Here is a 19,918-nt window from a genome sequence, read left to right on the forward strand (position 1 = left end):
TTACCCAAACATACGCACTTGTTGTGACTTTAGTCTCCCCCATAGCACCCTTAGAGTAAAACAAGCAGACATATCGCGGGTGTCAATCCCGCTTAAGAAATCGGTGGATATGAATATCATGGAGTTAGAGTGCACATATGCTCTAGAATAATTGATAGAACTTATTGAATTCAATAATATTTTAGAAATTGTAAGATAATTTTAATCATGCTAACGTGAATGCAAAATCACTGGAGAAAGTCTTATGAAACTCGCGGTATATAGCACAAAGCAGTACGACAAAAAGTATCTGCAACATGTTAACGAGGCTTACGGGTTTGAGCTTGAATTTTTCGACTTTCTGCTGTCCGAAAAAACCGCCAAAACGGCGCACGGCTGTGAAGGCGTCTGCATTTTTGTTAACGACGACGGCAGTCGTCCGGTGCTGGAAGAGTTGAAAAAACAGGGCGTGAAATATATCGCCCTGCGCTGCGCGGGCTTTAATAACGTGGACCTTGACGCGGCGAAAGAGCTGGGTCTGAAGGTGGTGCGCGTCCCGGCGTACTCCCCGGAAGCGGTCGCTGAACATGCGATTGGCATGATGATGTCGCTCAACCGTCGTATTCACCGCGCTTATCAGCGTACCCGTGACGCCAACTTCTCGCTGGAAGGGCTGACCGGCTTCACCATGTACGGCAAAACCGCGGGCGTGATCGGCACCGGTAAAATCGGCGTCGCCGCCCTGCGTATTCTGAAAGGCTTCGGCATGCGTCTGCTGGCGTTCGATCCGTACCCAAGCGCCGCTGCGCTGGATCTGGGCGTGGAGTACGTCGACCTGCCAACCCTGTTCTCGCAGTCTGACGTGATCTCCCTGCACTGCCCGCTGACGCCGGAGAACTACCACCTGCTTAACCAGGCGGCGTTTGACCAGATGAAAGATGGCGTGATGATCATCAACACCAGCCGCGGCGGGCTGGTTGACTCTCAGGCCGCTATCGAAGCGCTCAAAACCCAGAAAATTGGCGCGCTGGGAATGGACGTGTATGAAAACGAACGCGATCTGTTCTTTGAAGACAAATCGAATGATGTGATCCAGGACGACGTGTTCCGCCGCCTGTCAGCCTGTCATAACGTGCTGTTTACCGGACACCAGGCGTTTCTGACTGCCGAAGCGCTGATCAGCATTTCGGAAACCACGCTGGGTAACCTGCAGCAGCTGGAAAAGGGTGAAGCGTGCCCTAACGAACTGGCATAAGCGTGACGCCGGGTGGCGGCTATGCTCCACCCGGTGTACTGTCTGTTTCCCAGGCCCGGTGCGCAAAGCACCACCATAGCAGGACGGCCACCAGCGCAATCGCGCTCAGGACGCTGAATGCCGCCGCAAATGAGTAATGACCCGCAATCGTGCCGGTTAACGCCGGGCTCATGGATGCCCCAACCCCCTGCATCAGCATCACCACGCTCTGCCCGGCATTGACGTGCCCGCTCCCGCGCAACAGCACCACGATAAACGACGGAACCACAACCCCAAGGATCCCTGCGGCCAGCCCGTCGAGGATTTGTACCGGGATCATCATTAACGGCGCGTCCGTGAATGCTGCCAGCCCCGCGCGCACCGGCATCACCAGCAGCGCCAGCATAATCAAGCGCCAGTAGCCGTAGCGGTCTATTCGGTGGGCGACCCAGATGGCGACGGGGATCATCACGGCCTGCGAGATAATGACGGTGGCCGCCGCGTACAAACCGGGGTTGATCGAGGCGGGAGCCGCGGCCACCCTCATGCTCAGCATCGGCAACAGAGCGGCATTCGCCAGGTGAAACAGCAGCAGCGTCAGTCCGGTCACAAACAGCGCCCGGTTTTTAATCAGCACGGCAAAGCCGGGAACCGGCAGGCTCGCTGAAGAAGAGAGTCCGCGCGCCGCGTCGTTATCGATATCTCCGTTGCGAATGGCAAGCAGCGCGCAGAGCGTTAACAGCGTGGTACAGGTCATCAGCAGGAAAATCCCGCCGACGCCCCAGTACCAGGCAATGCCGCCCGCAATCAGCGCGGTGACAAAGTTGCCGCCGTGATTGAACGCCTCATTTCTGCCCATCTGCGCGCTGAACCCGCTCTGGCCGGTCAGCCCCAGCGTAATTCCGGCGATCAGCGGCCCGACAAACGCCGCGCAGATACCGGAGACGATTTGCGAAACGGCGACAACAGCGCTCTGCTGGCTAAACCAGAGCAGGAGCGTGCTAAGGGTGATGAGCAGGCACACCAGCGCCAGCACCGTCCGCTTGCTGCGCGAGGTGTCGGTGATGAATCCCGCCGGCAGCGTAGCGAGTAATCCCGCCAGCCCACCTGCCGTCATCAGGATGCCAATATCATCGGGGGTCCAGTGGCGTTCGGTCAGAAAAATACCGAGAAAAGGACCGAGGCCATCGCGGACATCCGCAATGAAAAAACTTGTCAGGCATAATGCCCGCAGCGAACGAAGAGACATACTGCCTGCCTTTGTCTGTTATCGCCTGTAAAAAAGAAAATGTAGTATACCGGGTATTTTTGAAAATCAGGTGACGTCTTAAAAAACATGCCCTCCGAACTTAAACAATTCATAACGGAGGCTGTTTTTTCGCTTTACTCATTATCGGCCCTGACTATACTGGCAATAAATTTTCACAGGAGTCCTTCGTTGGAAAGTTATTTTATAGTCGATACGAAGGTAAGCTAGCGCAATTTTCTCGCTGCTTACCTTAAACGGTGGGCAGCAATCCTCTTTAAGCGATTGTATCCCGAAATAGTAAAACCGCTCAATTTGTGGGGCATCGCGATGTTCATGTTTACACATTCACTCTTTCCGCCACCGTTGTCCTGACACGCTTAGCATTTAAACGGCGTTATGATGTGCTTAGCAAAGCACTGACGCTTATTATTTAATAACGTTAACAGGCGACAGGCTGATGTTCCCTTATATCTCTCATCTGCTCGCAGCGATGCTGCTGGGCGCAATTATTGGCGCGGAAAGACAGTGGCGCCAGCGTATGGCCGGGCTCCGTACCAATGCACTGGTTGCCACGGGTGCAGCAGTGTTCATTTTAAGTTCGGTATCGACTTCTCCTGATAGCCCGGGGCGTATCGCAGCGCAGATTGTCTCCGGAATCGGCTTTCTTGGCGCTGGCGTCATTATGCGTGAAGGAATGAATATTCGTGGTCTGAATACCGCCGCAACGCTGTGGTGCTCGGCCGGAATTGGCGTGCTGTGCGGATTAGGCCAGTTCTGGAATGCCGCCATGGCCAGCCTAATTATTCTCTGCGCCAACATTTTGCTTCGCGAAGCCGCGCAGCGAATTAATCAATTGCCCGTGCTACATGAAGGCGAAAAATGCTATGTCCTTAAAATCACCTGTAATGATGAGCATGAAGATGCGGTGCGGCAAAGCGTCGTAAACATGGCGAAAGAGTTGACGTTAAGTCTGAAAGCGATTTATTCCGCTACTGCGCAAACAGAAGGTAAAACTGAAATTCGCGCGGAGGTTATGACCCGGGAGGAATACCGAAAATTACTCGATCTGATTATGGGGAATATGGGCGGGAATAAAATTATCGCGTCCGTCAGCTTTCACGCAATATAAATACTAAACCGGGCGTTACGCCCGGTTCAGGCTTTGGCGTTTAGCAGAAAACGGACCGTGACGCGGAGAGATTCATCCCCGAATGCCCCTGTTCGTTGTCACGCCACGTTGACGAGATCATGGCATGTTCGACTGTACGCCTATCACATAAACGAAATTTGTCCCCGTTATGACAGCTTGCTCTCTGTTTTCCTGAAATTAACGGTCTACCCTGAATTGTGTGAAAAACACTCAGGAGGGACAAATGTATAACTCAATTTTGGTTCCAATTGACATTTCGGAGGATAGCCTGACGCACATGGTTATCCCCTTCGTTCAGGCACATACAGCACTTAACACAGCTAAAGTTCACTTTCTTACTGTTATTCCATCGCTTCCGTATTATTCATCATTAGGCCTGGCCTACTCGGTAGAAATGCCGAAGCTGAAAGAGTTCCAGCACGCGGCCTTAGCGAAGCTGGATGAAATCGTTAAGCAATTCAAAATTCCTCCCGACAAGATACAGACTCACGCCGTGACGGGATCTCCAAAGGATCAAATCCTTAAGCTCGCTGACACGATCGATGCCGACCTGATTATCATCGCTTCCCACAAACCTGACATATCGACGTATCTGTTGGGTTCGAACGCTGCGGCAGTGGTTCGGCATGCGAAATGCCCTGTGCTGGTTGTAAGATAAAAAAACCGGGCGACATGCCCGGTTTTTCATTTACGCTGCCCTGAGTGAAAGCGCGATTTAAAGATTTAGTCTGTTGGCGTTTAAATTTAAGTCCGTAATGGCGGCCGGTTTTCCAAGCAAGTAGCCCTGAACTTCATCACATTTATTTTTTTTAAGAAATGACAGCTGTTCGGCGGTCTCCACCCCTTCGGCCGTTACCGCCATGGAATAGGCTTTCCCCAGGTCGATAATTTTCTCCACGACTGACTGGTTCTGCGGCGAGTCCCCCAGGGTAAAAATAAAGCTCTTGTCGAGCTTAAGCCCGTCAAACTGAAACTTCCGCAGATAGCTCAGAGAGGCATAGCCGGTACCGAAATCGTCAATCAGAATTCGGACGCCCATTTTTTTGAGAGACTTCATGGTCTGCAAGGTTTTTTCAGGATCGGAAAGCGTAACGTTTTCAGTCACTTCTATTTCCAGCCGGTTGGGTTCAAGCCCCGTTTCGCGAAGGATCTCTTTTATCCTTTCGGCAAGATCGCTTGCCTGGAATTCGATAGCAGAAATATTGACGGAGACCGATAATCCCGGCAATTTGTCTTTCGTCTCCGTACAGGCTTTGCGTATGACCCAGTTGCTCAGGCTAATAATCAGCCCGGTTTCTTCTGCCAGCGGAATAAACTGATCGGGCATTATGGTCCCCCGAGCCGGGTGCTGCCAGCGCACCAGCGCTTCGACGGCATCAATAGTAGAATACCTGAGGTTATAACGCGGCTGGTAAACCAGGTAGAGCTGTTCTTCGCGAATCGCGGTCTTGAGTTCTAATTCCAGTTTCCTGCGTTCGGTCAACTTTTCCGACATATCCGGGCGATAATAGACCCATCGGTTTCTGCCGGATTGTTTCGCCTGATACAGCGCAATATCCGCGTAGCGTAGAAGATCGTTTGCGCTGCTGCTATCCCGGGGAGCCAGCGCAATGCCCATGCTTACGCCTATCGCCACATCATTGCCCTCAATGGCGAAAGAACGGTTAAGTTCTTGCACGATGCGACGACACACCTCCTCAATCTGGTCTTGCTGGCTGGTGTTGCCGAGGAGAAGCATAAATTCATCCCCTCCCTGGCGTGCGACAAAATCACCTCGACGAACGCAATTTTTAAGACGTGAAGCGACCTCGCCAAGCAGGGCATCGCCGGTGGAGTGCCCGAAAATATCATTGACGGGTTTAAACTTGTCTAAATCAAGGCAAATCATGGCAAAGGGATAATGGTTAAGGTCTTCTTTCGCTAACTTGCCAGCCAGAAATTCCTTAATATGATACCGGTTCGGCAGTCCGGTTAATTCATCATGGCGTGACAGGAACTCCACGCGTTTTGTTGCTTCAACTTCCTGAGAAACGTCGGTTGCCGCGCCTCGCAACACCACCGTTCCATCAGGCTGAGCAGAAAATTTTGCCAGAAGCGTGCAATATGACGTGGTTTGTTGCGCGTGAGTATAAGGGCAGTTTTTAAATTCAAAGCGTTCGGTTAAGTCCCGCTGCCTGGCGCAGTCATGTGATAATCCGCTTGTCGACGGAAAAAGTTCATCCAACCTGCGGCCTATCCATTCGCTATTTTCATATCCCGTTATTGTAGAGAAACGCCCCGATAGCCACGTTATCCTTAACGATAAATCGGTTTCCCAGAACCAGTCGCTGGTTGTTTCACTCACGTCCCGAAAACGTTTTTCACTCGTAATAAGATTCAACCGCGCCTGCTCGAGGAGATAAGTATTTTCATCAAGCATTCTCGCCTTGTGCATAATATGACGCATTAATATCACCGTCATCGATACCGTCAGAACGACTGAAAGAATGAGTAATGGCAAAAAATAAATTATTAACGCCTGGCCGGGATTTTCACCGTCCCAGATAATTTTCACATCCCCATTCTGGGTGCTTAAGGTAAATTCTGTCTGATTATTTATTTGAGACGTGACTGTAGCGGGAGAAGTACGAACGTTCTGGATACCGGCATCCTGCCCAATCGTGAGAAGTTTTTTAGCCGTTAACTTGTCTATAAACACCAATGTCGAAGGTTTTCCGGGCAGGGTTTGCACGCTCGAATCATCACCCGTCGTTATCGATTGCGCAGAAACAATGGCCGGCACGGAATCGATAAGCGTCAGCAAAGAAACCGGCGATCCATTTTTGATGCTCGTTTCACGCAGTAAACGGTCTTTTGTGGATTTATCTAACCAGCGCTCCAGATCCTGAAGCTTCAGCTTCCCGTCAACCACGCTGTATCGCGTGCTTCCTTCCGGAGAGAGAACAAACACCCCTTCGTAGCCAAAGTTGTCATACAGGGACTTACCCAGGTTCTGCTTATCCCATGCCCAGTGAACGTCAATGTTCAGATGAAGATGTTTGTAAGCATCTCCCCACTCGGCATTATCTTTCAAATGGCTTCGCATGCTTTCCTGGCGGGTATCGAGAGCTTTCCTTAACAAAAATTCATCGTGCGTGTCGCTGATTTCATTCACATTTTCTTTTATTATTAGCAGGGAAATTATTGCCGCAATAAAAATACTTATCAACAACGTTACAATATAAGTAAAGGTTTTATTTATCAGGCCTTTAGAAGGCTCGGTGTCGGTGAAGCCCGGATTGTTCAGAGGTAGGGTCATCTTTCGCCTTCTTAACTGCTACTACGTCGATTTTTATGCCATTTTCATTTATCGGCACAAAATAACAAAAATTTATAGCTAAAAATCTGAGGCTAAAGAATATTTGATTTCTCTAACCCAGATCAAATTATTAATCATTCACTCTTTTACTACCTAAACTCGGTAAATTAAATATACAGACCGGAGTGACGTTTAACGTCACCATTTTATTTATAAAGAATGTATATTAAGACATTTTTTGGCTGAAGCGATTACAGGCGTATAAAAAACCGGGCGTAAAGCCCGGTTCTTTTTTCTGACGAGACTGACTCTATTCGCTCAACCCGCGATTTTCCAGCATCGGTTCAATTTTCGGATCGTGCCCGCGCCAGTTGCGATACAGTTCAGCCAGATCCGTGCTGTTACCACGGGACAAAATCGCCTCGCGGAATTTTTGCCCGTTTTCACGCGTCAACCCGCCCTGTTCGACAAACCACTGGTAGCCGTCGTCTGCAAGCATTTGCGTCCACAGATAGGCGTAATATCCCGCCGCGTAGCCACCGCCGAAGATATGGGCAAAATAGCTGCTGCGATAGCGCGGCGGAACGGCGGGCAGATCCAGCCCCTCTTTTTTCAGTGCTGCCGCTTCAAACGCGTCAACGCTCGAAACGGCTTCGCTAATCCCGTGCCAGTTCATGTCCAGCAGCGCGGCAGCCAGCAGCTCCGTCATGTCATAACCCTTGTTGAAATGGGTCGCGTTGAGCATGCTTTCACGCAGCGCCTCCGGCATCGGTTCCCCGGTTTCGTAATGGCGGGCGTAGTGGGTAAACACCTGCGGATGGCTGGCCCAGTGTTCGTTGATCTGCGACGGGAATTCAACGAAATCGCGCGGCGTATTGGTCCCGGAGAGCGTGGCGAAACGCTGGCTGGCAAACAGACCGTGCAGCGTATGGCCAAACTCGTGGAACAGGGTGATCACGTCATCCCAGGAGAGAAGCGCAACGCCGCCGTTAGCCGGTTTTTGGTAGTTACAGACGTTGTAGATCACCGGACGGGCAGCTAGCTCGAAGGATTGCTCGACGAAATTCCCCATCCAGGCCCCGCCCTGCTTGGAATCGCGGGCAAAGAAGTCGCCGTAAAACAGCGCCATGCCCTCACCGGTGTGGTCGAAAATTTCCCAGACGCGGACGTCCGGGTGATACACCGGGATATCGAAGCGCTCCACAAAGCTGATGCCAAATAGCTGGCTTGCGGCCCAGAATACGCCGTCGTGCAAAACGGTATTGAGCGCAAAATAGGGTTTGATTTGCGATTCATCGAGGGCATATTTTGCCTGACGCACGCGCTCGGCATAAAAGGCCCAGTCCCAGGCCTGCACGGTGAAACCGCCCTGTTCGTCATCAATCACTTTCTGAATATCGGCCTGCTCGCGCTCTGCCCGGGCGCGGGCGGCGGGCACAATGCCGCGCATAAAGGCCAGCGCGGCGTCCGGGGTTTTCGCCATCTGGTCGGCGACACTCCAGCTGGCGTAATCGTCAAATCCCAGCAGGCGGGCCTGCCGGGCGCGCAGCGCCGTAAGGCGGAGGATCAGCTCTCGAGTGTCGTTTTCATCCCCTTCCTGGGTGCGCGTCCAGCCAGCGTTGAACAGATTTTCACGGGTCTGACGATTGCGCAGCGCGGAAAGCGCGGGCTGCTGGGTCGTGTTCAGAAGCGGGATCAGCCAGCGATTGTTTAGCCCTCGCTCTGCGGCAGCCTGCGCCGCGTCGGCAATCTCGCTGGCGCTGAGCCCGTCAAGCTGGTGTGCGTAATCCACCACCAGCCCGCTCGTCTTATCGGCAGCCAGCAGACGCTGGTTAAACTGGCTGGTCAGGGTCGCCGCCTCGGTATTCAGCGCCTTCAGCTCGGCTTTTTCCGTTTCATTGAGACGCGCGCCGGCCAGAATAAACCGCTGATACGTCTCCTCGACCAAACGACGGGATTCGGCGTCAAGCGCGGCACGGTCCTGCCAGACGCTCTCCACGCGGGCGAAAAGCACGTCATTCAGCCAGATGTCGTTTGCCAGCGCGGCAAGCTCGGTGGAGAACTGCTCCTCAAGCTCCTGCAGGTACGCATTGGTGTGCGCGGAGGTCATGGCGAAGAACACGCTGCTGACGCGCGAGAGCAAAGCGCCGCTTTTCTCCAGCGCCAGCACGGTGTTGCTGAAGTCCGGCGCAGCGTTTTGGGACACAATGGCGTCTACGTCCGCCCGCTTCTGGCGAAGCGCTTCATCGAAGGCCGGGCGATAGTGATCGTCGGTGATTTCATCAAAATGGGGGGCCTGATAGGGCAGCAGGCTGATTTCAAAAAAGGGATTCGTGGCCGTCATCTTTCGCTCCTGAGTACGGGTATCCTCCCAGAGTAGGCCAGGCCGTCATCCCCTGCAACGCCGTCATACAAATGTTGCCTTAACGCACCCTCTGCGGCCGTGCTATGTTAGTACAACACAAAAAGCGTTGAGGAACAGTGAGATGATTATTTTAGTTACCGGGGCAACGGCAGGTTTTGGTGAAAGCATCACGCGTCGCTTCGTCGCCAACGGGCACAAGGTTATTGCCACGGGCCGTCGTCAGGAGCGCCTGCAGGAGCTGAAGGACGAATTAGGCGACAGCATCCTGACCGCGCAGCTGGACGTGCGTAACCGCGCGTCCATTGAAGAGATGATTGCCAACCTGCCCGCCGAGTGGCGCGCCATCGACGTGCTGGTCAACAATGCCGGTCTGGCGCTGGGCATGGAGCCCGCACACAAAGCCAGCGTGGAAGACTGGGAAAACATGATCGACACCAATAACAAAGGGCTGGTCTATATGACCCGCGCGGTGCTGCCGGGCATGGTCGAGCGCAACCGCGGCCACATTATCAACATTGGCTCCACCGCCGGAAGCTGGCCTTATGCGGGCGGCAACGTCTATGGCGCGACGAAAGCGTTTGTGCGCCAGTTCAGCCTTAACCTGCGTACCGACCTGCACGGCACCGCCATTCGCGTTACCGATATCGAGCCGGGCCTGGTGGGCGGCACCGAGTTTTCCAACGTGCGTTTCAAAGGCGATGACGCGAAAGCGGGCAAAACCTACGAAAATGCTAATGCGCTGACGCCGGAAGATGTGACCGAAACGGTCTGGTGGGTGGCGACGCTGCCAAAACACGTCAACATCAATACCGTGGAAATGATGCCCGTCAGCCAGAGTTTTGCCGGACTTAGCGTCCATCGTGGCTAAATCCGCCCTTCCCGGCCTGCGGGCCGGGTCTGTTTCGGGTTATAAAAGAATGGTAGTATGTTCAGGCTAACTCTCTGAGAAATGACAACTCATGGCCGCTGAATCGCAACTCAATCCCACCCAGCCCGTTAATCAGCAAATCTATCGCATTTTGCGACGTGATATTGTCCATTGCCTGATCCCACCGGGAACGCCGCTTTCTGAAAAAGAGGTCTCCGTGCGTTTTGACGTTTCCCGTCAGCCGGTACGTGAAGCGTTTATTAAGCTTGCTGAAAACGGACTGATTCAGATCCGCCCGCAGCGCGGCAGCTACGTGAACAAAATTTCACTCTCTCAGGTACGCAACGGCTGTTTCGTTCGCCAGGCCATTGAATGCGCGGTGGCGCGCCGTGCCGCAACGCTTATCAACGACAACCAGTGTTACCAGCTTGAGCAGAACCTGTACCAGCAGCGTATTGCGATTGACCGCAAGCAGCTCAATGATTTCTTCCAGCTTGATGATGAATTCCACCAGAAGCTGGCGCAGATCGCGGATTGTCAGCTGGCTTGGGACACCATCGAGAACATCAAGGCCACCATTGACCGCGTGCGCTATATGAGCCTCGATCACGTCTCCCCGCCGGAAATGCTGCTCCGACAGCATCATGATATTTTCAGCGCGCTGGAAAAACACGACCCGGACGGTGTGGAAAAAGCGATGACGCTGCATCTGCAGGAAATTAGCGAATCCGTGCAGCTTATTCGTCAGGAAAATAGCGAGTGGTTTAGCGAAGAGTAATATGCGCCGCCCCTTTCGGGTGCGGCGAGGTGATTAGCGAACGACTAACACCGGGATCGTAGCGTAGCGCAGAATAGATTCCGCGTTTGAACCCAACAGATGCGTGGAGATGCTCGGATTTTTCGACCCGATGACATTCGCATCATATTTCCCATCCTTGCTCAGCTTGATAATTTCATCCCGGACGTTGCCAAAACGCACCATGCTGTGAATATTCTCAGGGGCAATATCGAACAGTCTTTTTAACTCGTTCATTTTCTTGCCGGATTCTGCGGTCATATACTCTTCAAATTTTTTAATATCGGCGTTGAAACCGCGCAGCAGAGACCGGCTGCTGGCAGGCAGAATATTGACCAGGGTAATCGACGCGCCTTCAGCCTTCGCAAGGCTTGCCGCGTGGCGAACCGCTTTGTCGCTCAAATCCATTTCAAACACGTCTACAGGCATCAAAATGTTCTTATACATAAGCCTGACTCCTTATTCCGATGAAAGGGTTATTTCCTGCACACAGGATGACATCGGAAATATAAACCAACCCTCAACGCTTCCCTGTCGAAACTATCAATTAATGAAAATAACGGTCCACTTTGTAAATTACCGTCCTGAACCGTCAGCGCCCGACGTAATAAAGAAAAAAGTGTGAGTTTGATCAAAAACAAAAACATGAAGCGCGGACAGGCGTATTTATATGCCCCGTGAACGGCATAACCCGAAATAGCGCCGTAACGAACAGGTTAGAGAGGAGAAAATACTATGATGACATACGACCGTAACCGCAATGCAATCACCACCGGCAGCCGCGTCATGATTAGCGGCACGGGCAAAACCGGCGTGATTAAAGCGATCCACAGCGACGGGCTGGATGCCGCGCAGGTGCGCCGCAGCAAAACGGTTGAAGTGGAAGGATGCGAAGGTAAGTACGAGCCGATCGAGCTGATTCGCCTGGGAATGCACTAAGCTGTGCGCAGCCATGCCGCCGCGCACGGCGGCATGTGCTGAATTACCGTTGAGACACGTACTGCGCCACGGTCGCTTTCGCGCCTTTTTGCAGCAGCGCCCGGTACGCGGTCATCACCGCAGCAACGAAGCGCGGCTCCTGCGGTAACTCTTTACCAAAGATGGCCTCAATGCCGAGCAGCGCGTTAACCCGACTTTCCCCTTCCGCACTTCCCTTCACCGCCGCCTGAATCACCGCCAGCTGCGGATCGCTCACGTCGATGGCGTTACCCTGCTCGTCCACGCCGCCAACATAACGCATCCACCCTGCCACGCCCAGCGCCAGCAGTGGGAAAGGCTTCTGATGCACCAGGTGCCAGCGCACGGAGTCCAGCATACGCTGCGGGAGCTTCTGGCTGCCGTCCATCGCGATTTGCCATGTCCGATGGCGCAGGGCCGGGTTGCTGTAGCGGGCAATCAGGAGATCGGCATAGCGACCTAAATCAACACCTTTCACTTTCAGCGTGGGCGCCTGCTCGTTAAGCATCAGCGTATGCGCGGCGAGGCGGTAGTTCTCATCTGCCATACAGTCGTTGATATGCGGGTAACCGGCCAGATAGCCCAGGTACGCCAGGAAGGAGTGGCTGCCGTTGAGCATGCGCAGCTTCATCTCTTCAAACGGGATCACGTCTGACACCAGCTCGGCACCGGCTTTTTCCCACTCTGGACGTCCTGCCACAAAGTTATCCTCAATCACCCACTGGCGGAACGGTTCACAGGCGACCGCCGCCGGGTCACGCACGCCGGTCAGCTGCTCAATTTTATCCAGCGTATCGGGAGTGACCGCCGGCACGATGCGATCCACCATGGTTGACGGGAAGGTGACGTTAGCCTCGATCCAGTCCGCCAGCTCGCCGTCTACCGCTCGGGCGTAAGCGCAGGTCACATTGCGCATCACGTGGCCGTTCTCCGGCATGTTGTCGCAGGACATCACGCTAAACGCGGGCAGACCCGCCGCTTTGCGTCGCGCCAGCGCTTCCACCACCACGCCCGGCGCAGATTTCGGCTGGTGCGGGTTTTGCAGATCGGCGACGATAAACGGGTGATCGAGCATCAGTAGTCCGGTCGCCGGCGAGTGGCAGTACCCTTTCTCGGTGATGGTCAGCGAGACAATCGCCACCTGTGGTTCACACATCGCTGCCAGCAGGCTCTCCAGTCCGTCGACCTGAGCATGCAGCGCTTTTTTGACCACGCCAACCACGCGGGATGTCCATGCGTCGGCAGACATCTCCGCCACGGTGTAGAGGTTATCCTGCGCATTCAGATCGGCAATCTGCTGCTCGCCGCCAATCAGGTTAACCTCACAGTAGCCCCAGTCGCTGCCGTGCTCGGCCGCGAGAATGTCGGCATACATCGCCTGATGCGCGCGGTGAAATGCGCCGAAGCCTAAATGTACAATGCGTGCTTTAAGGCTGTCGCGATCGTACTGAGGCAGCGTCGCGTTGGCCTGTAATAAGGTGTTTTCCATGATTAAGACTCGTTAATTAGAAAGCCGTGGATCGCTGCCGCTCCTCTGAAGCGGCAGCGCCTGCTGACTACACCAACTAGAATGGCAGCTGGGGTAAAAAAATAACTGCCATCAACCATACTGATACTGCCGTTTGAGATTTTGATTTATATTAACTTTTACTCATGTGGTGTGACATAAAGATAAAGTTATGCGACAGGTCACGTAAGTTATGAACCACTAGCGCCGCGAGGAGACCGCGCCGTAACTCACGCTCTCTTCTGGTGCGGACTCCGCTGCGTCTTGCGCCGCGCTCAAATCACGGTCGCGCACTTCCGGCATCAGGATCGCCGAGACCAGCCCAATCGCGGAATAAGCCACCAGCATGGCGACGATCGGCCACCAGGAGCCGGTCATATTGCAGAAAATCCCCGCCAGTACCGGACCAAAGCCCACCGCCACCAAACCGCCCGCCTCTTTCGAGATAGCCATGCGGGTAAACCGATTTCGCGAGCCAAACATCTCCGCCATGGTGATATTTTCCAGCGCAAACAGCCCCAGCACGGCGAAGTTATGGATAACGATGATAGAAAGCATGATTGTCCCCGGCGCATAGCTCTTATCGACGATGATCGAGAGCATCGGGTACGCGAGAAGAATGGCGGAGATATTGAGGATAATGTACGGCAGACGGCGCCCTACTTTATCGGAAAGCCAGCCCAGCAGCGGAATGGAGATAAACCCGAGTATGGAGCTTATCATCAGCGCGTCGGTAGGGATGGCTTTATCGAACAGCAGCGTCTGGACCAGATACCCCGCCAGGAACGTCTGGATCAGACCCGAGTTGCCCGCCTGGCCAAACCGCAGGCCGGTCGCCAGCCAGAAGGATTTACTTTTCACCATGGAGCCCAGCGATGTGTCCGGCTGCACGGTTTGTGCGTCGTTCACTTTCTCAAACACCGGACTCTCTTTCAGGTTCATTCGCAGCCAGATGGCGAAAATCATCACCACGACGCTGGCGAGGAACGGCACGCGCCAGCCCCAGGCAATCAGCTCTTCACGGTCGAGGGCAAAGAACATCACCGCCCAGATCGCCGTTGCGCTCAGCGTTCCGCAGTTAGTGCCCATCGCCACCAGCGAGGAGATAATGCCGCGTTTGCCTTTCGGCGCGTACTCCGCCAGCATGGTCCCGGCCCCGGAAATCTCCGCCCCGGCCCCTAGCCCCTGAATAATGCGCAGCGTCACCAGCAGAACGGGAGCAAAAATCCCGATCTGCGCGTAGGTCGGCAGAACGCCAATCAGCGTGGTGCAGATCCCCATCATGGTGATGGTGATAAACAGCACCTTCTTACGACCAACGCTGTCGCCCATTCTGCCAAAGATAAAGGCGCCGACAATACGTGCGATATAGCCTGCGCCGTAGGTCCCCATCGCGAGGATCAACGCCATCGCGGCTGACTGTTCCGGGAAGAAGATCTCGTGAAAGACCAGGGCAGCCCCCAGCGAGTAAAGCTGAAAGTCCATAAACTCCAGGGCGGTGCCCAGCCAGCCGGAAACGGCGGCTTTCACCAGATCGGAGGTGGTTCTTTGAGGTTGTGCTTGCGTCATAATGGCTATCTCTGAAGGGTAAGATGCGTACCACATAGAGCCTGTCTGCGCAGGCTCTTAACCGCGTAAAGGATTATTGCCCGAACGTGAGCAAGACTTTGCAGCACTGCCGCTGGTCTTTCTCAAACAGTTCAATGGCGTCTGTTACATAGTGATAGTCAAATGCATGAGTGATCAGTTTTTCCGGGTCGATCAGCCCTTTTTTCAGCCAGTCGATGACGACCGGGAATTTGTTGGCATTGAGGCGCGAGGAGAAGATCGCCAGCTCTTTGCCGGTGATTCCCTGCTGGACAATCTGGCTTGGCTCGCTGGAGAAACCCATCAGCACGATACGCGCCGCCGGAGAGGCCAGGGTAATCGCCTCCTGCAAAATCGACGGATGACAGGCGGCATCAATGATTAACGTCGGTTTGATGCCCCTTTCGTCCAGCGCGGTCTGCAGCGACTGCTCGCCGTTATTCAACACCCAGTCCGCGCCGCTGCGCTGGGCCATTTTCAGGCGTTCGTCGATGCGGTCAACCACGATAACCTGCTTCACCTTATAGACGCCCTTCAGCGCCTGCACGGTGACCAGCCCCATCGGCCCTGCGCCGTAAACCAGCGCGACGTCCTGCCCGGTGGGGCAGGCCTGTCCCGTCACGTTGGCGGCGATGGTGAAGGGCTCCACCATGACGGCGTGTCTATCAGGAATATCATCCGGGATAGGCCAGGCATTTTTTGCGGGTACCGCCGCGTATTCGCTGAAGCCCCCGTCGCGGTGTACGCCCAGCACCACCAGCGAGATGCAGACGTTCGGTTTTCCGACGGAACACGGATAGCAGTGTCCGCAGCTGATCACCGGATCGACCGAGACGCGCTGGCCCAGACGGGCACTGTCGACACCCTCGCCTGCGGCGTCAATCACGCCAAAAAACTCGTGGCCGATCGTGCGTGGATACTTCGCAAACGGGTTATGGCCGCGATAGATGTGGCTGTCCGAACCGCAGATCCCCGCCAGCGTGATTTTGACGCGAACTTCACCCGGGCCTGGCTGCGGAAGTGGCCGCTCTTCAATCACCAGTTCGTTCGGCTGTTGAATCACTACGCTTTTCATCGTTCGCTCCTCGTTTACCAGTTCCACAGCGTGCCGTCTTCAAGACGGGCCACCGGCAGATAGGCCGGATCGTAGGGGTATTTCGCCGCCAGTTTTTCATCAAACTCGATGCCCAGCCCCGGCCTGTCGCCCGGATGCATGTAGCCTTTATCAAAGCGCCAGCTGTGCGGGAAGACTTCCAGCATCTGTTCGGAATAGCCCATATATTCCTGGACGCCAAAGTTTGGCACCCACAGGTCGAAATGCAGCGCGGCGGCGTGGCATACAGGCGAGAGATCCGACGGACCGTGCGAGCCGGTTCGCACCTGGTAGAGCGAGGCGAAGTCCGCGATGCGACGCATCCCGGTGATCCCGCCCGCGTGGGTAATGGTTGTACGAATATAGTCGATGAGCTGCTCTTCGATGAGCTGCTTGCAGTCCCAGATGCTGTTGAACACTTCGCCCACGGCAATTGGCGTGACGGTATGCTGGCGGATCAGGCGGAAGCAGGCCTGGTTTTCCGCAGGCGTTGGGTCTTCCATCCAGAACATGCGGAATTCTTCAATGCTCTTGCCGAAGCGCGCCGCTTCGATTGGCGTCAGGCGGTGGTGCATGTCGTGCAGGAGATGTTCATTGAAGCCGAATTTACTGCGCACCGCGTCGAACAGCTTCGGTGTGAAATCGAGGTATTTTTCGGTGGACCAGAGCTGCTCTTCCGGCCAGTCGCCTTTGGTCGCAGGCTCGTAGGCAAGCCCCTTCCCTTTGGCCATGCCGTAGGTGGTTTTCATACCCGGCACCCCGCACTGCACGCGGATCGCCTTGAAGCCCATCTCTTTATGGCGGGCGTAATCTTCCAGCACGTCGTCAATGGTGTGACCGGTCGTGTGGCAGTAAACCATCACGCCTTCGCGGGATGCGCCGCCCAACAGCTGGTAGAGCGGCATGTTGGCCGCTTTGGCCTTAATGTCCCACAGCGCCATGTCCACGGCGGAGATGGCCGACATGGTGACCGGGCCGCGACGCCAGTAGGCGCCTTTATAGAAAAACTGCCAGATGTCTTCGATGCGGTGCGCATCGCGGCCAATCAGCTGCGGGCAGAGATGGTCTTTCAGGTAGGAAGCCACGGAGAGTTCACGCCCGTTCAGCGTAGCGTCACCGAGGCCGACAATCCCCTCGTCGGTGGTGATTTTAAGGGTGACAAAGTTCCGCCCCGGGCAGGTAACAAACACGTCAGCCGCGACAATCTTCATAATTCCTTTCCTTACATCATTCGTTGTGATGCTGGAAACTTACCCATCAACCCTACTACCATACAAGTATAATGATCATAAAATCGGCTAACGATCACAAAACCGGGGGATCAGGCCCGTCCCCATCCCGCCACAATAATCAGCATTCCGCACAGAGCAATCAGCGCGCCGGCCCAGTCGTACGCGCTGAGCTTGACGCCGTCCACCACGCGTAGCCACAGCAGCGCGGTACAGACATAGACGCCGCCGTAAGCGGCGTAGACGCGGCCGCTCGCGGCAGGATGCAGCGTTAACAGCCAGACAAACAGGGCCAGCGCGACGCTTGCCGGGATGAGCAGCAATACGGATCCCCCCTTCTTCAGCCAGAGCCAGGGCAGGAAGCAGCCGATGATTTCGCATAGCGCGGTGGCAAAAAAAAGCAGCGTCGTTTTGAGCATAGTTCACGTCAGGTGAGGATCTATTTAGACATCATACCTGATGATATCCTTTACTTTTCCATACTTGCTCCGCGGGTATGACGTCATTTCGCTTTGGTGTAGAATCTGTTCGGGGTAACTTGATTATCTGCACCCATTTAAAAGGAAACGCTATGACCACATTAAGCAAACGCCTTTGTCTGACAGCCCTGCTGGCGCTGTCATCGTTCGCCTTTGCCGCCTCTGCGACAGCGGAAACCAGCAAGCTCATTATTGAGTCTGGTGACAGCGCGCAAAGCCGCCAGAACGCCGCCATGGACAAAGAACAATGGAATGACACCCGCAGCCTTCGCCACAAGGTCAACAAACGTGCTGAGAAAGAGTGGGATAAAGAAGATGTCGCTTTTGACGCGCGCGATAAGTGTCAGCAAAGTGCAAACGTCAACGCCTATTGGGAGCCAAACACCCTGCGCTGCCTGGATCGCCGCACTGGTCGCACGGTAGCCCCATAATGTCGGCGCCCTGCGACATTAAACTCCGTCCGCTGGAGCGTGAAGACCTGCGCTTCGTCCACCAGCTCGACAATAACGCCAGCGTAATGCGCTACTGGTTCGAAGAGCCGTACGAGGCTTTTGTTGAGCTGTCCGATCTCTACGATAAGCACATTCACGATCAGAGTGAACGTCGTTTTGTGGTGGAGTGTGAAGGCGAAAAAGCCGGGCTTGTGGAGCTGGTTGAAATCAACCACGTTCACCGTCGGGCGGAGTTTCAGATCATTATCTCCCCTGAGCATCAGGGAAAAGGCCTTGCCTCACGGGCAGCGAAGCTGGCGATGGATTACGGATTCAACGTTCTGAATCTCTACAAGCTTTACCTGATTGTGGACAAAGAGAACGAGAAAGCGATCCATATCTACCGCAAGCTGGGCTTTATGGTGGAAGGCGAGCTGATTCACGAGTTCTTTATCAACGGCGAATACCGCAATACCATTCGCATGTGCATCTTCCAGCATCAGCATCTTGTCGGACACAAGCCGTCAGGCGCCAGCCTGCTGAAACCGACCGCGCAGTAACCTGCGCGGTTTTATTCTCAGTAGTATTCAATCGTGTTTTTAATGGTGTATTTGTGCTCAACGGCAGGTTTGACGCTATCGTCCGTGATCGTCAGGTCGCAGCTCACCGGATTATTGTGTCGATCGTAATCGCAGCTCTGCTTCACGTTACCCAGCGGCTTGTCATTCAACATGCTCACTGCCGAGTAATCCATTCTTTTGCGAACGTCTTTAGACGGCGTCGACTGGACGGACAGGTGCTGATCCCCGGAGACGGTGGTTTTGCCCAGCGGGTAGCCATCCGCATCGTAGCGATACTTCACTTCCATCTCTTTGCCGTGCGCCGCTACCACAAAACCGTTGTCGTCGGTATCCCACGTTATCCCGGCTGACGGCAGTTCGGCCAGCTGGCATTTCCCCTGCAGCTTCACTTTTCGCTGCTGGGTTTCCGCATCAAGATAGTAATTGGCATCCAGCACCAGCGCCACGCCGGTATTGGCCTCCAGGTCGTGCAGCTCCAGGGTATCGAAACACCCTTCCGTAGACACGGTGCCGGTGACCCGTTTGGACACTTCGCCCTTCTCGTTGAGCAGCGTCTGGGTGAAGTCTTTCACCGGGCCGCGCAGCGGATCAAAATCAAATTCGTTCGAGAAACTCGCCATCTCGGGCGTAAACGACAGCGGCGCGGAGCTGTTGTCACATCCCACCAGTGTTGCTGCCAGTAGCGTTATCGCTGCGTATTTCTTCACATTTATTACCGTACAGGGAGATTATTCCCAATCATATTAGCAAATACAGTTGTTTACACGAAGCCTGCTAAAATTAATCTCTACACAGAGAAAAGGAGCTACAGATGAAACGGTTACCCTGGATTACCGCCCTGCTGTTAATGAGTGCCTCAACGGCCGCGCTGGCGGCACCGGATTCCTGCGAGCGCGTGAAAAGCGACATTCAGCAGAAAATTATCAACAACGGCGTGCCTGAATCAGGTTTTACGCTGAGCATTGTGCCGAACGATCAGGCCGACCAGGCGGGCACGCAGGTGGTAGGCCACTGCGCCAACGACACCTTTAAAATTTTGTACACCCGTACAGGCAACGGGGCTGCTGAAGCGCAGTAATTTACACTCAATCCCCTTTGATTTGATGAGGATTAAG

The 19,918-nt window shown here is 54.4% G+C and carries 19 protein-coding genes; 9 read left to right on the top strand and 10 right to left on the bottom strand.

Features of this window, described 5'->3' with window-relative positions:
- Positions 1-244 precede the first annotated feature (244 nt).
- A complete protein-coding gene (locus UTM25_RS07670) occupies positions 245-1,234 on the top strand; it encodes a 2-hydroxyacid dehydrogenase (protein ID WP_008502392.1) in 990 nt (329 codons plus the stop codon).
- 19 nt (positions 1,235-1,253) lie between these two features.
- Here the strand turns inward: UTM25_RS07670 and UTM25_RS07675 are convergent, their stop codons facing one another.
- Positions 1,254-2,462, bottom strand: coding sequence for an MFS transporter (locus UTM25_RS07675; RefSeq protein ID WP_194399119.1), 1,209 nt, complete (start codon positions 2,460-2,462; stop codon positions 1,254-1,256).
- A 457-nt stretch (positions 2,463-2,919) separates the two neighbouring features.
- Here UTM25_RS07675 and UTM25_RS07680 point away from each other — a divergent pair, with 457 nt between their 5' ends.
- Together UTM25_RS07680 and uspF are read left to right on the top strand one after the other, a co-directional pair.
- A complete protein-coding gene (locus UTM25_RS07680) occupies positions 2,920-3,591 on the top strand; it encodes an MgtC family protein (protein WP_194399118.1) in 672 nt (223 codons plus the stop codon).
- A 244-nt stretch (positions 3,592-3,835) separates the two neighbouring features.
- The gene (gene uspF / locus UTM25_RS07685; protein ID WP_023292544.1) at positions 3,836-4,270 is read left to right on the top strand and encodes a universal stress protein UspF; all 435 of its coding nucleotides are present in this window, start codon (positions 3,836-3,838) and stop codon (positions 4,268-4,270) included.
- 57 nt (positions 4,271-4,327) lie between these two features.
- Here uspF and UTM25_RS07690 read toward each other — a convergent pair whose 3' ends face one another.
- The gene (locus UTM25_RS07690; RefSeq protein ID WP_194399117.1) at positions 4,328-6,910 is read right to left on the bottom strand and encodes an EAL domain-containing protein; all 2,583 of its coding nucleotides are present in this window, start codon (positions 6,908-6,910) and stop codon (positions 4,328-4,330) included.
- A gap of 310 nt (positions 6,911-7,220) precedes the next feature.
- Positions 7,221-9,254, bottom strand: coding sequence for a peptidyl-dipeptidase Dcp (dcp, locus tag UTM25_RS07695; RefSeq protein ID WP_194399116.1), 2,034 nt, complete (start codon positions 9,252-9,254; stop codon positions 7,221-7,223).
- Positions 9,255-9,396: 142 nt separating this feature from the next.
- On the opposite strand from dcp, the gene ydfG reads away from it, so the two are divergent.
- Positions 9,397-10,143, top strand: coding sequence for a bifunctional NADP-dependent 3-hydroxy acid dehydrogenase/3-hydroxypropionate dehydrogenase YdfG (gene ydfG / locus UTM25_RS07700; protein WP_048980522.1), 747 nt, complete (start codon positions 9,397-9,399; stop codon positions 10,141-10,143).
- Positions 10,144-10,234: 91 nt separating this feature from the next.
- Positions 10,235-10,921: a GntR family transcriptional regulator gene (locus UTM25_RS07705; protein WP_320714571.1), complete on the top strand. Its 687-nt coding sequence runs from the start codon at positions 10,235-10,237 to the stop codon at positions 10,919-10,921.
- Positions 10,922-10,954: 33 nt separating this feature from the next.
- Here UTM25_RS07705 and UTM25_RS07710 read toward each other — a convergent pair whose 3' ends face one another.
- On the bottom strand, positions 10,955-11,386 hold the full coding sequence (locus UTM25_RS07710; protein WP_320714573.1) for a universal stress protein: 432 nt from the start codon (positions 11,384-11,386) through the stop codon (positions 10,955-10,957).
- 288 nt (positions 11,387-11,674) lie between these two features.
- Between UTM25_RS07710 and ydfZ the strand changes: the two genes are divergently transcribed.
- Entirely contained in the window at positions 11,675-11,878 is a 204-nt protein-coding gene (ydfZ, locus tag UTM25_RS07715) for a putative selenium delivery protein YdfZ (protein ID WP_194399113.1), read from the top strand.
- 43 nt (positions 11,879-11,921) lie between these two features.
- Here ydfZ and UTM25_RS07720 read toward each other — a convergent pair whose 3' ends face one another.
- From UTM25_RS07720 to UTM25_RS07740, 5 genes are all read right to left on the bottom strand, one after another.
- Entirely contained in the window at positions 11,922-13,385 is a 1,464-nt protein-coding gene (locus UTM25_RS07720) for a mannitol dehydrogenase family protein (RefSeq protein ID WP_194399112.1), read from the bottom strand.
- A 219-nt stretch (positions 13,386-13,604) separates the two neighbouring features.
- On the bottom strand, positions 13,605-14,972 hold the full coding sequence (locus tag UTM25_RS07725; protein ID WP_194399111.1) for an MFS transporter: 1,368 nt from the start codon (positions 14,970-14,972) through the stop codon (positions 13,605-13,607).
- Positions 14,973-15,045: 73 nt separating this feature from the next.
- Positions 15,046-16,065, bottom strand: coding sequence for a Zn-dependent oxidoreductase (locus UTM25_RS07730; RefSeq protein ID WP_194399110.1), 1,020 nt, complete (start codon positions 16,063-16,065; stop codon positions 15,046-15,048).
- A 14-nt stretch (positions 16,066-16,079) separates the two neighbouring features.
- Positions 16,080-17,294, bottom strand: a complete 1,215-nt coding sequence (manD, locus tag UTM25_RS07735; RefSeq protein WP_194399109.1) for a D-mannonate dehydratase ManD — start codon at positions 17,292-17,294, stop codon at positions 16,080-16,082.
- 110 nt (positions 17,295-17,404) lie between these two features.
- Positions 17,405-17,731: a YnfA family protein gene (locus UTM25_RS07740; protein WP_021241222.1), complete on the bottom strand. Its 327-nt coding sequence runs from the start codon at positions 17,729-17,731 to the stop codon at positions 17,405-17,407.
- Positions 17,732-17,883: 152 nt separating this feature from the next.
- Between UTM25_RS07740 and UTM25_RS07745 the strand changes: the two genes are divergently transcribed.
- Positions 17,884-18,222 (top strand): DUF1283 family protein, encoded by a 339-nt coding sequence (locus UTM25_RS07745; protein WP_023311550.1) that lies wholly within the window; start codon positions 17,884-17,886, stop codon positions 18,220-18,222.
- On the top strand, positions 18,222-18,782 hold the full coding sequence (gene speG, locus UTM25_RS07750; RefSeq protein WP_194399108.1) for a spermidine N1-acetyltransferase: 561 nt from the start codon (positions 18,222-18,224) through the stop codon (positions 18,780-18,782). The genes UTM25_RS07745 and speG overlap by 1 nt, the downstream gene beginning before the upstream one ends.
- Before the next feature lie 17 nt (positions 18,783-18,799).
- Here speG and UTM25_RS07755 read toward each other — a convergent pair whose 3' ends face one another.
- Entirely contained in the window at positions 18,800-19,510 is a 711-nt protein-coding gene (locus UTM25_RS07755) for a YnfC family lipoprotein (protein ID WP_047647900.1), read from the bottom strand.
- Positions 19,511-19,614: 104 nt separating this feature from the next.
- Between UTM25_RS07755 and UTM25_RS07760 the strand changes: the two genes are divergently transcribed.
- Positions 19,615-19,881, top strand: a complete 267-nt coding sequence (locus UTM25_RS07760; RefSeq protein WP_029739394.1) for a DUF1161 domain-containing protein — start codon at positions 19,615-19,617, stop codon at positions 19,879-19,881.
- Positions 19,882-19,918: the final 37 nt, after the last annotated feature.

It is taken from the genome of Enterobacter sp. 61D5 (assembly GCF_034107965.1).
In the GTDB taxonomy this organism is placed as follows: Bacteria; Pseudomonadota; Gammaproteobacteria; order Enterobacterales; family Enterobacteriaceae; genus Enterobacter; species Enterobacter cloacae_M.

What these genes read in the sequence shown, in the direction of transcription:
- UTM25_RS07690 (WP_194399117.1), bottom strand. Translation starts at nt 6,910, where the DNA reads ATGACCCTACCTCTGAACAATCCGGGCTTCACCGACACCGAGCCTTCT.
- UTM25_RS07725 (WP_194399111.1), bottom strand. Translation starts at nt 14,972, where the DNA reads ATGACGCAAGCACAACCTCAAAGAACCACCTCCGATCTGGTGAAAGCC.
- UTM25_RS07745 (WP_023311550.1), top strand. Translation starts at nt 17,884, where the DNA reads ATGACCACATTAAGCAAACGCCTTTGTCTGACAGCCCTGCTGGCGCTG.
- UTM25_RS07740 (WP_021241222.1), bottom strand. Translation starts at nt 17,731, where the DNA reads ATGCTCAAAACGACGCTGCTTTTTTTTGCCACCGCGCTATGCGAAATC.
- UTM25_RS07720 (WP_194399112.1), bottom strand. Translation starts at nt 13,385, where the DNA reads ATGGAAAACACCTTATTACAGGCCAACGCGACGCTGCCTCAGTACGAT.
- UTM25_RS07680 (WP_194399118.1), top strand. Translation starts at nt 2,920, where the DNA reads ATGTTCCCTTATATCTCTCATCTGCTCGCAGCGATGCTGCTGGGCGCA.
- UTM25_RS07710 (WP_320714573.1), bottom strand. Translation starts at nt 11,386, where the DNA reads ATGTATAAGAACATTTTGATGCCTGTAGACGTGTTTGAAATGGATTTG.
- manD (WP_194399109.1), bottom strand. Translation starts at nt 17,294, where the DNA reads ATGAAGATTGTCGCGGCTGACGTGTTTGTTACCTGCCCGGGGCGGAAC.
- ydfG (WP_048980522.1), top strand. Translation starts at nt 9,397, where the DNA reads ATGATTATTTTAGTTACCGGGGCAACGGCAGGTTTTGGTGAAAGCATC.
- uspF (WP_023292544.1), top strand. Translation starts at nt 3,836, where the DNA reads ATGTATAACTCAATTTTGGTTCCAATTGACATTTCGGAGGATAGCCTG.
- UTM25_RS07705 (WP_320714571.1), top strand. Translation starts at nt 10,235, where the DNA reads ATGGCCGCTGAATCGCAACTCAATCCCACCCAGCCCGTTAATCAGCAA.
- speG (WP_194399108.1), top strand. Translation starts at nt 18,222, where the DNA reads ATGTCGGCGCCCTGCGACATTAAACTCCGTCCGCTGGAGCGTGAAGAC.
- UTM25_RS07675 (WP_194399119.1), bottom strand. Translation starts at nt 2,462, where the DNA reads ATGTCTCTTCGTTCGCTGCGGGCATTATGCCTGACAAGTTTTTTCATT.
- UTM25_RS07760 (WP_029739394.1), top strand. Translation starts at nt 19,615, where the DNA reads ATGAAACGGTTACCCTGGATTACCGCCCTGCTGTTAATGAGTGCCTCA.
- UTM25_RS07730 (WP_194399110.1), bottom strand. Translation starts at nt 16,065, where the DNA reads ATGAAAAGCGTAGTGATTCAACAGCCGAACGAACTGGTGATTGAAGAG.
- UTM25_RS07670 (WP_008502392.1), top strand. Translation starts at nt 245, where the DNA reads ATGAAACTCGCGGTATATAGCACAAAGCAGTACGACAAAAAGTATCTG.
- ydfZ (WP_194399113.1), top strand. Translation starts at nt 11,675, where the DNA reads ATGATGACATACGACCGTAACCGCAATGCAATCACCACCGGCAGCCGC.
- dcp (WP_194399116.1), bottom strand. Translation starts at nt 9,254, where the DNA reads ATGACGGCCACGAATCCCTTTTTTGAAATCAGCCTGCTGCCCTATCAG.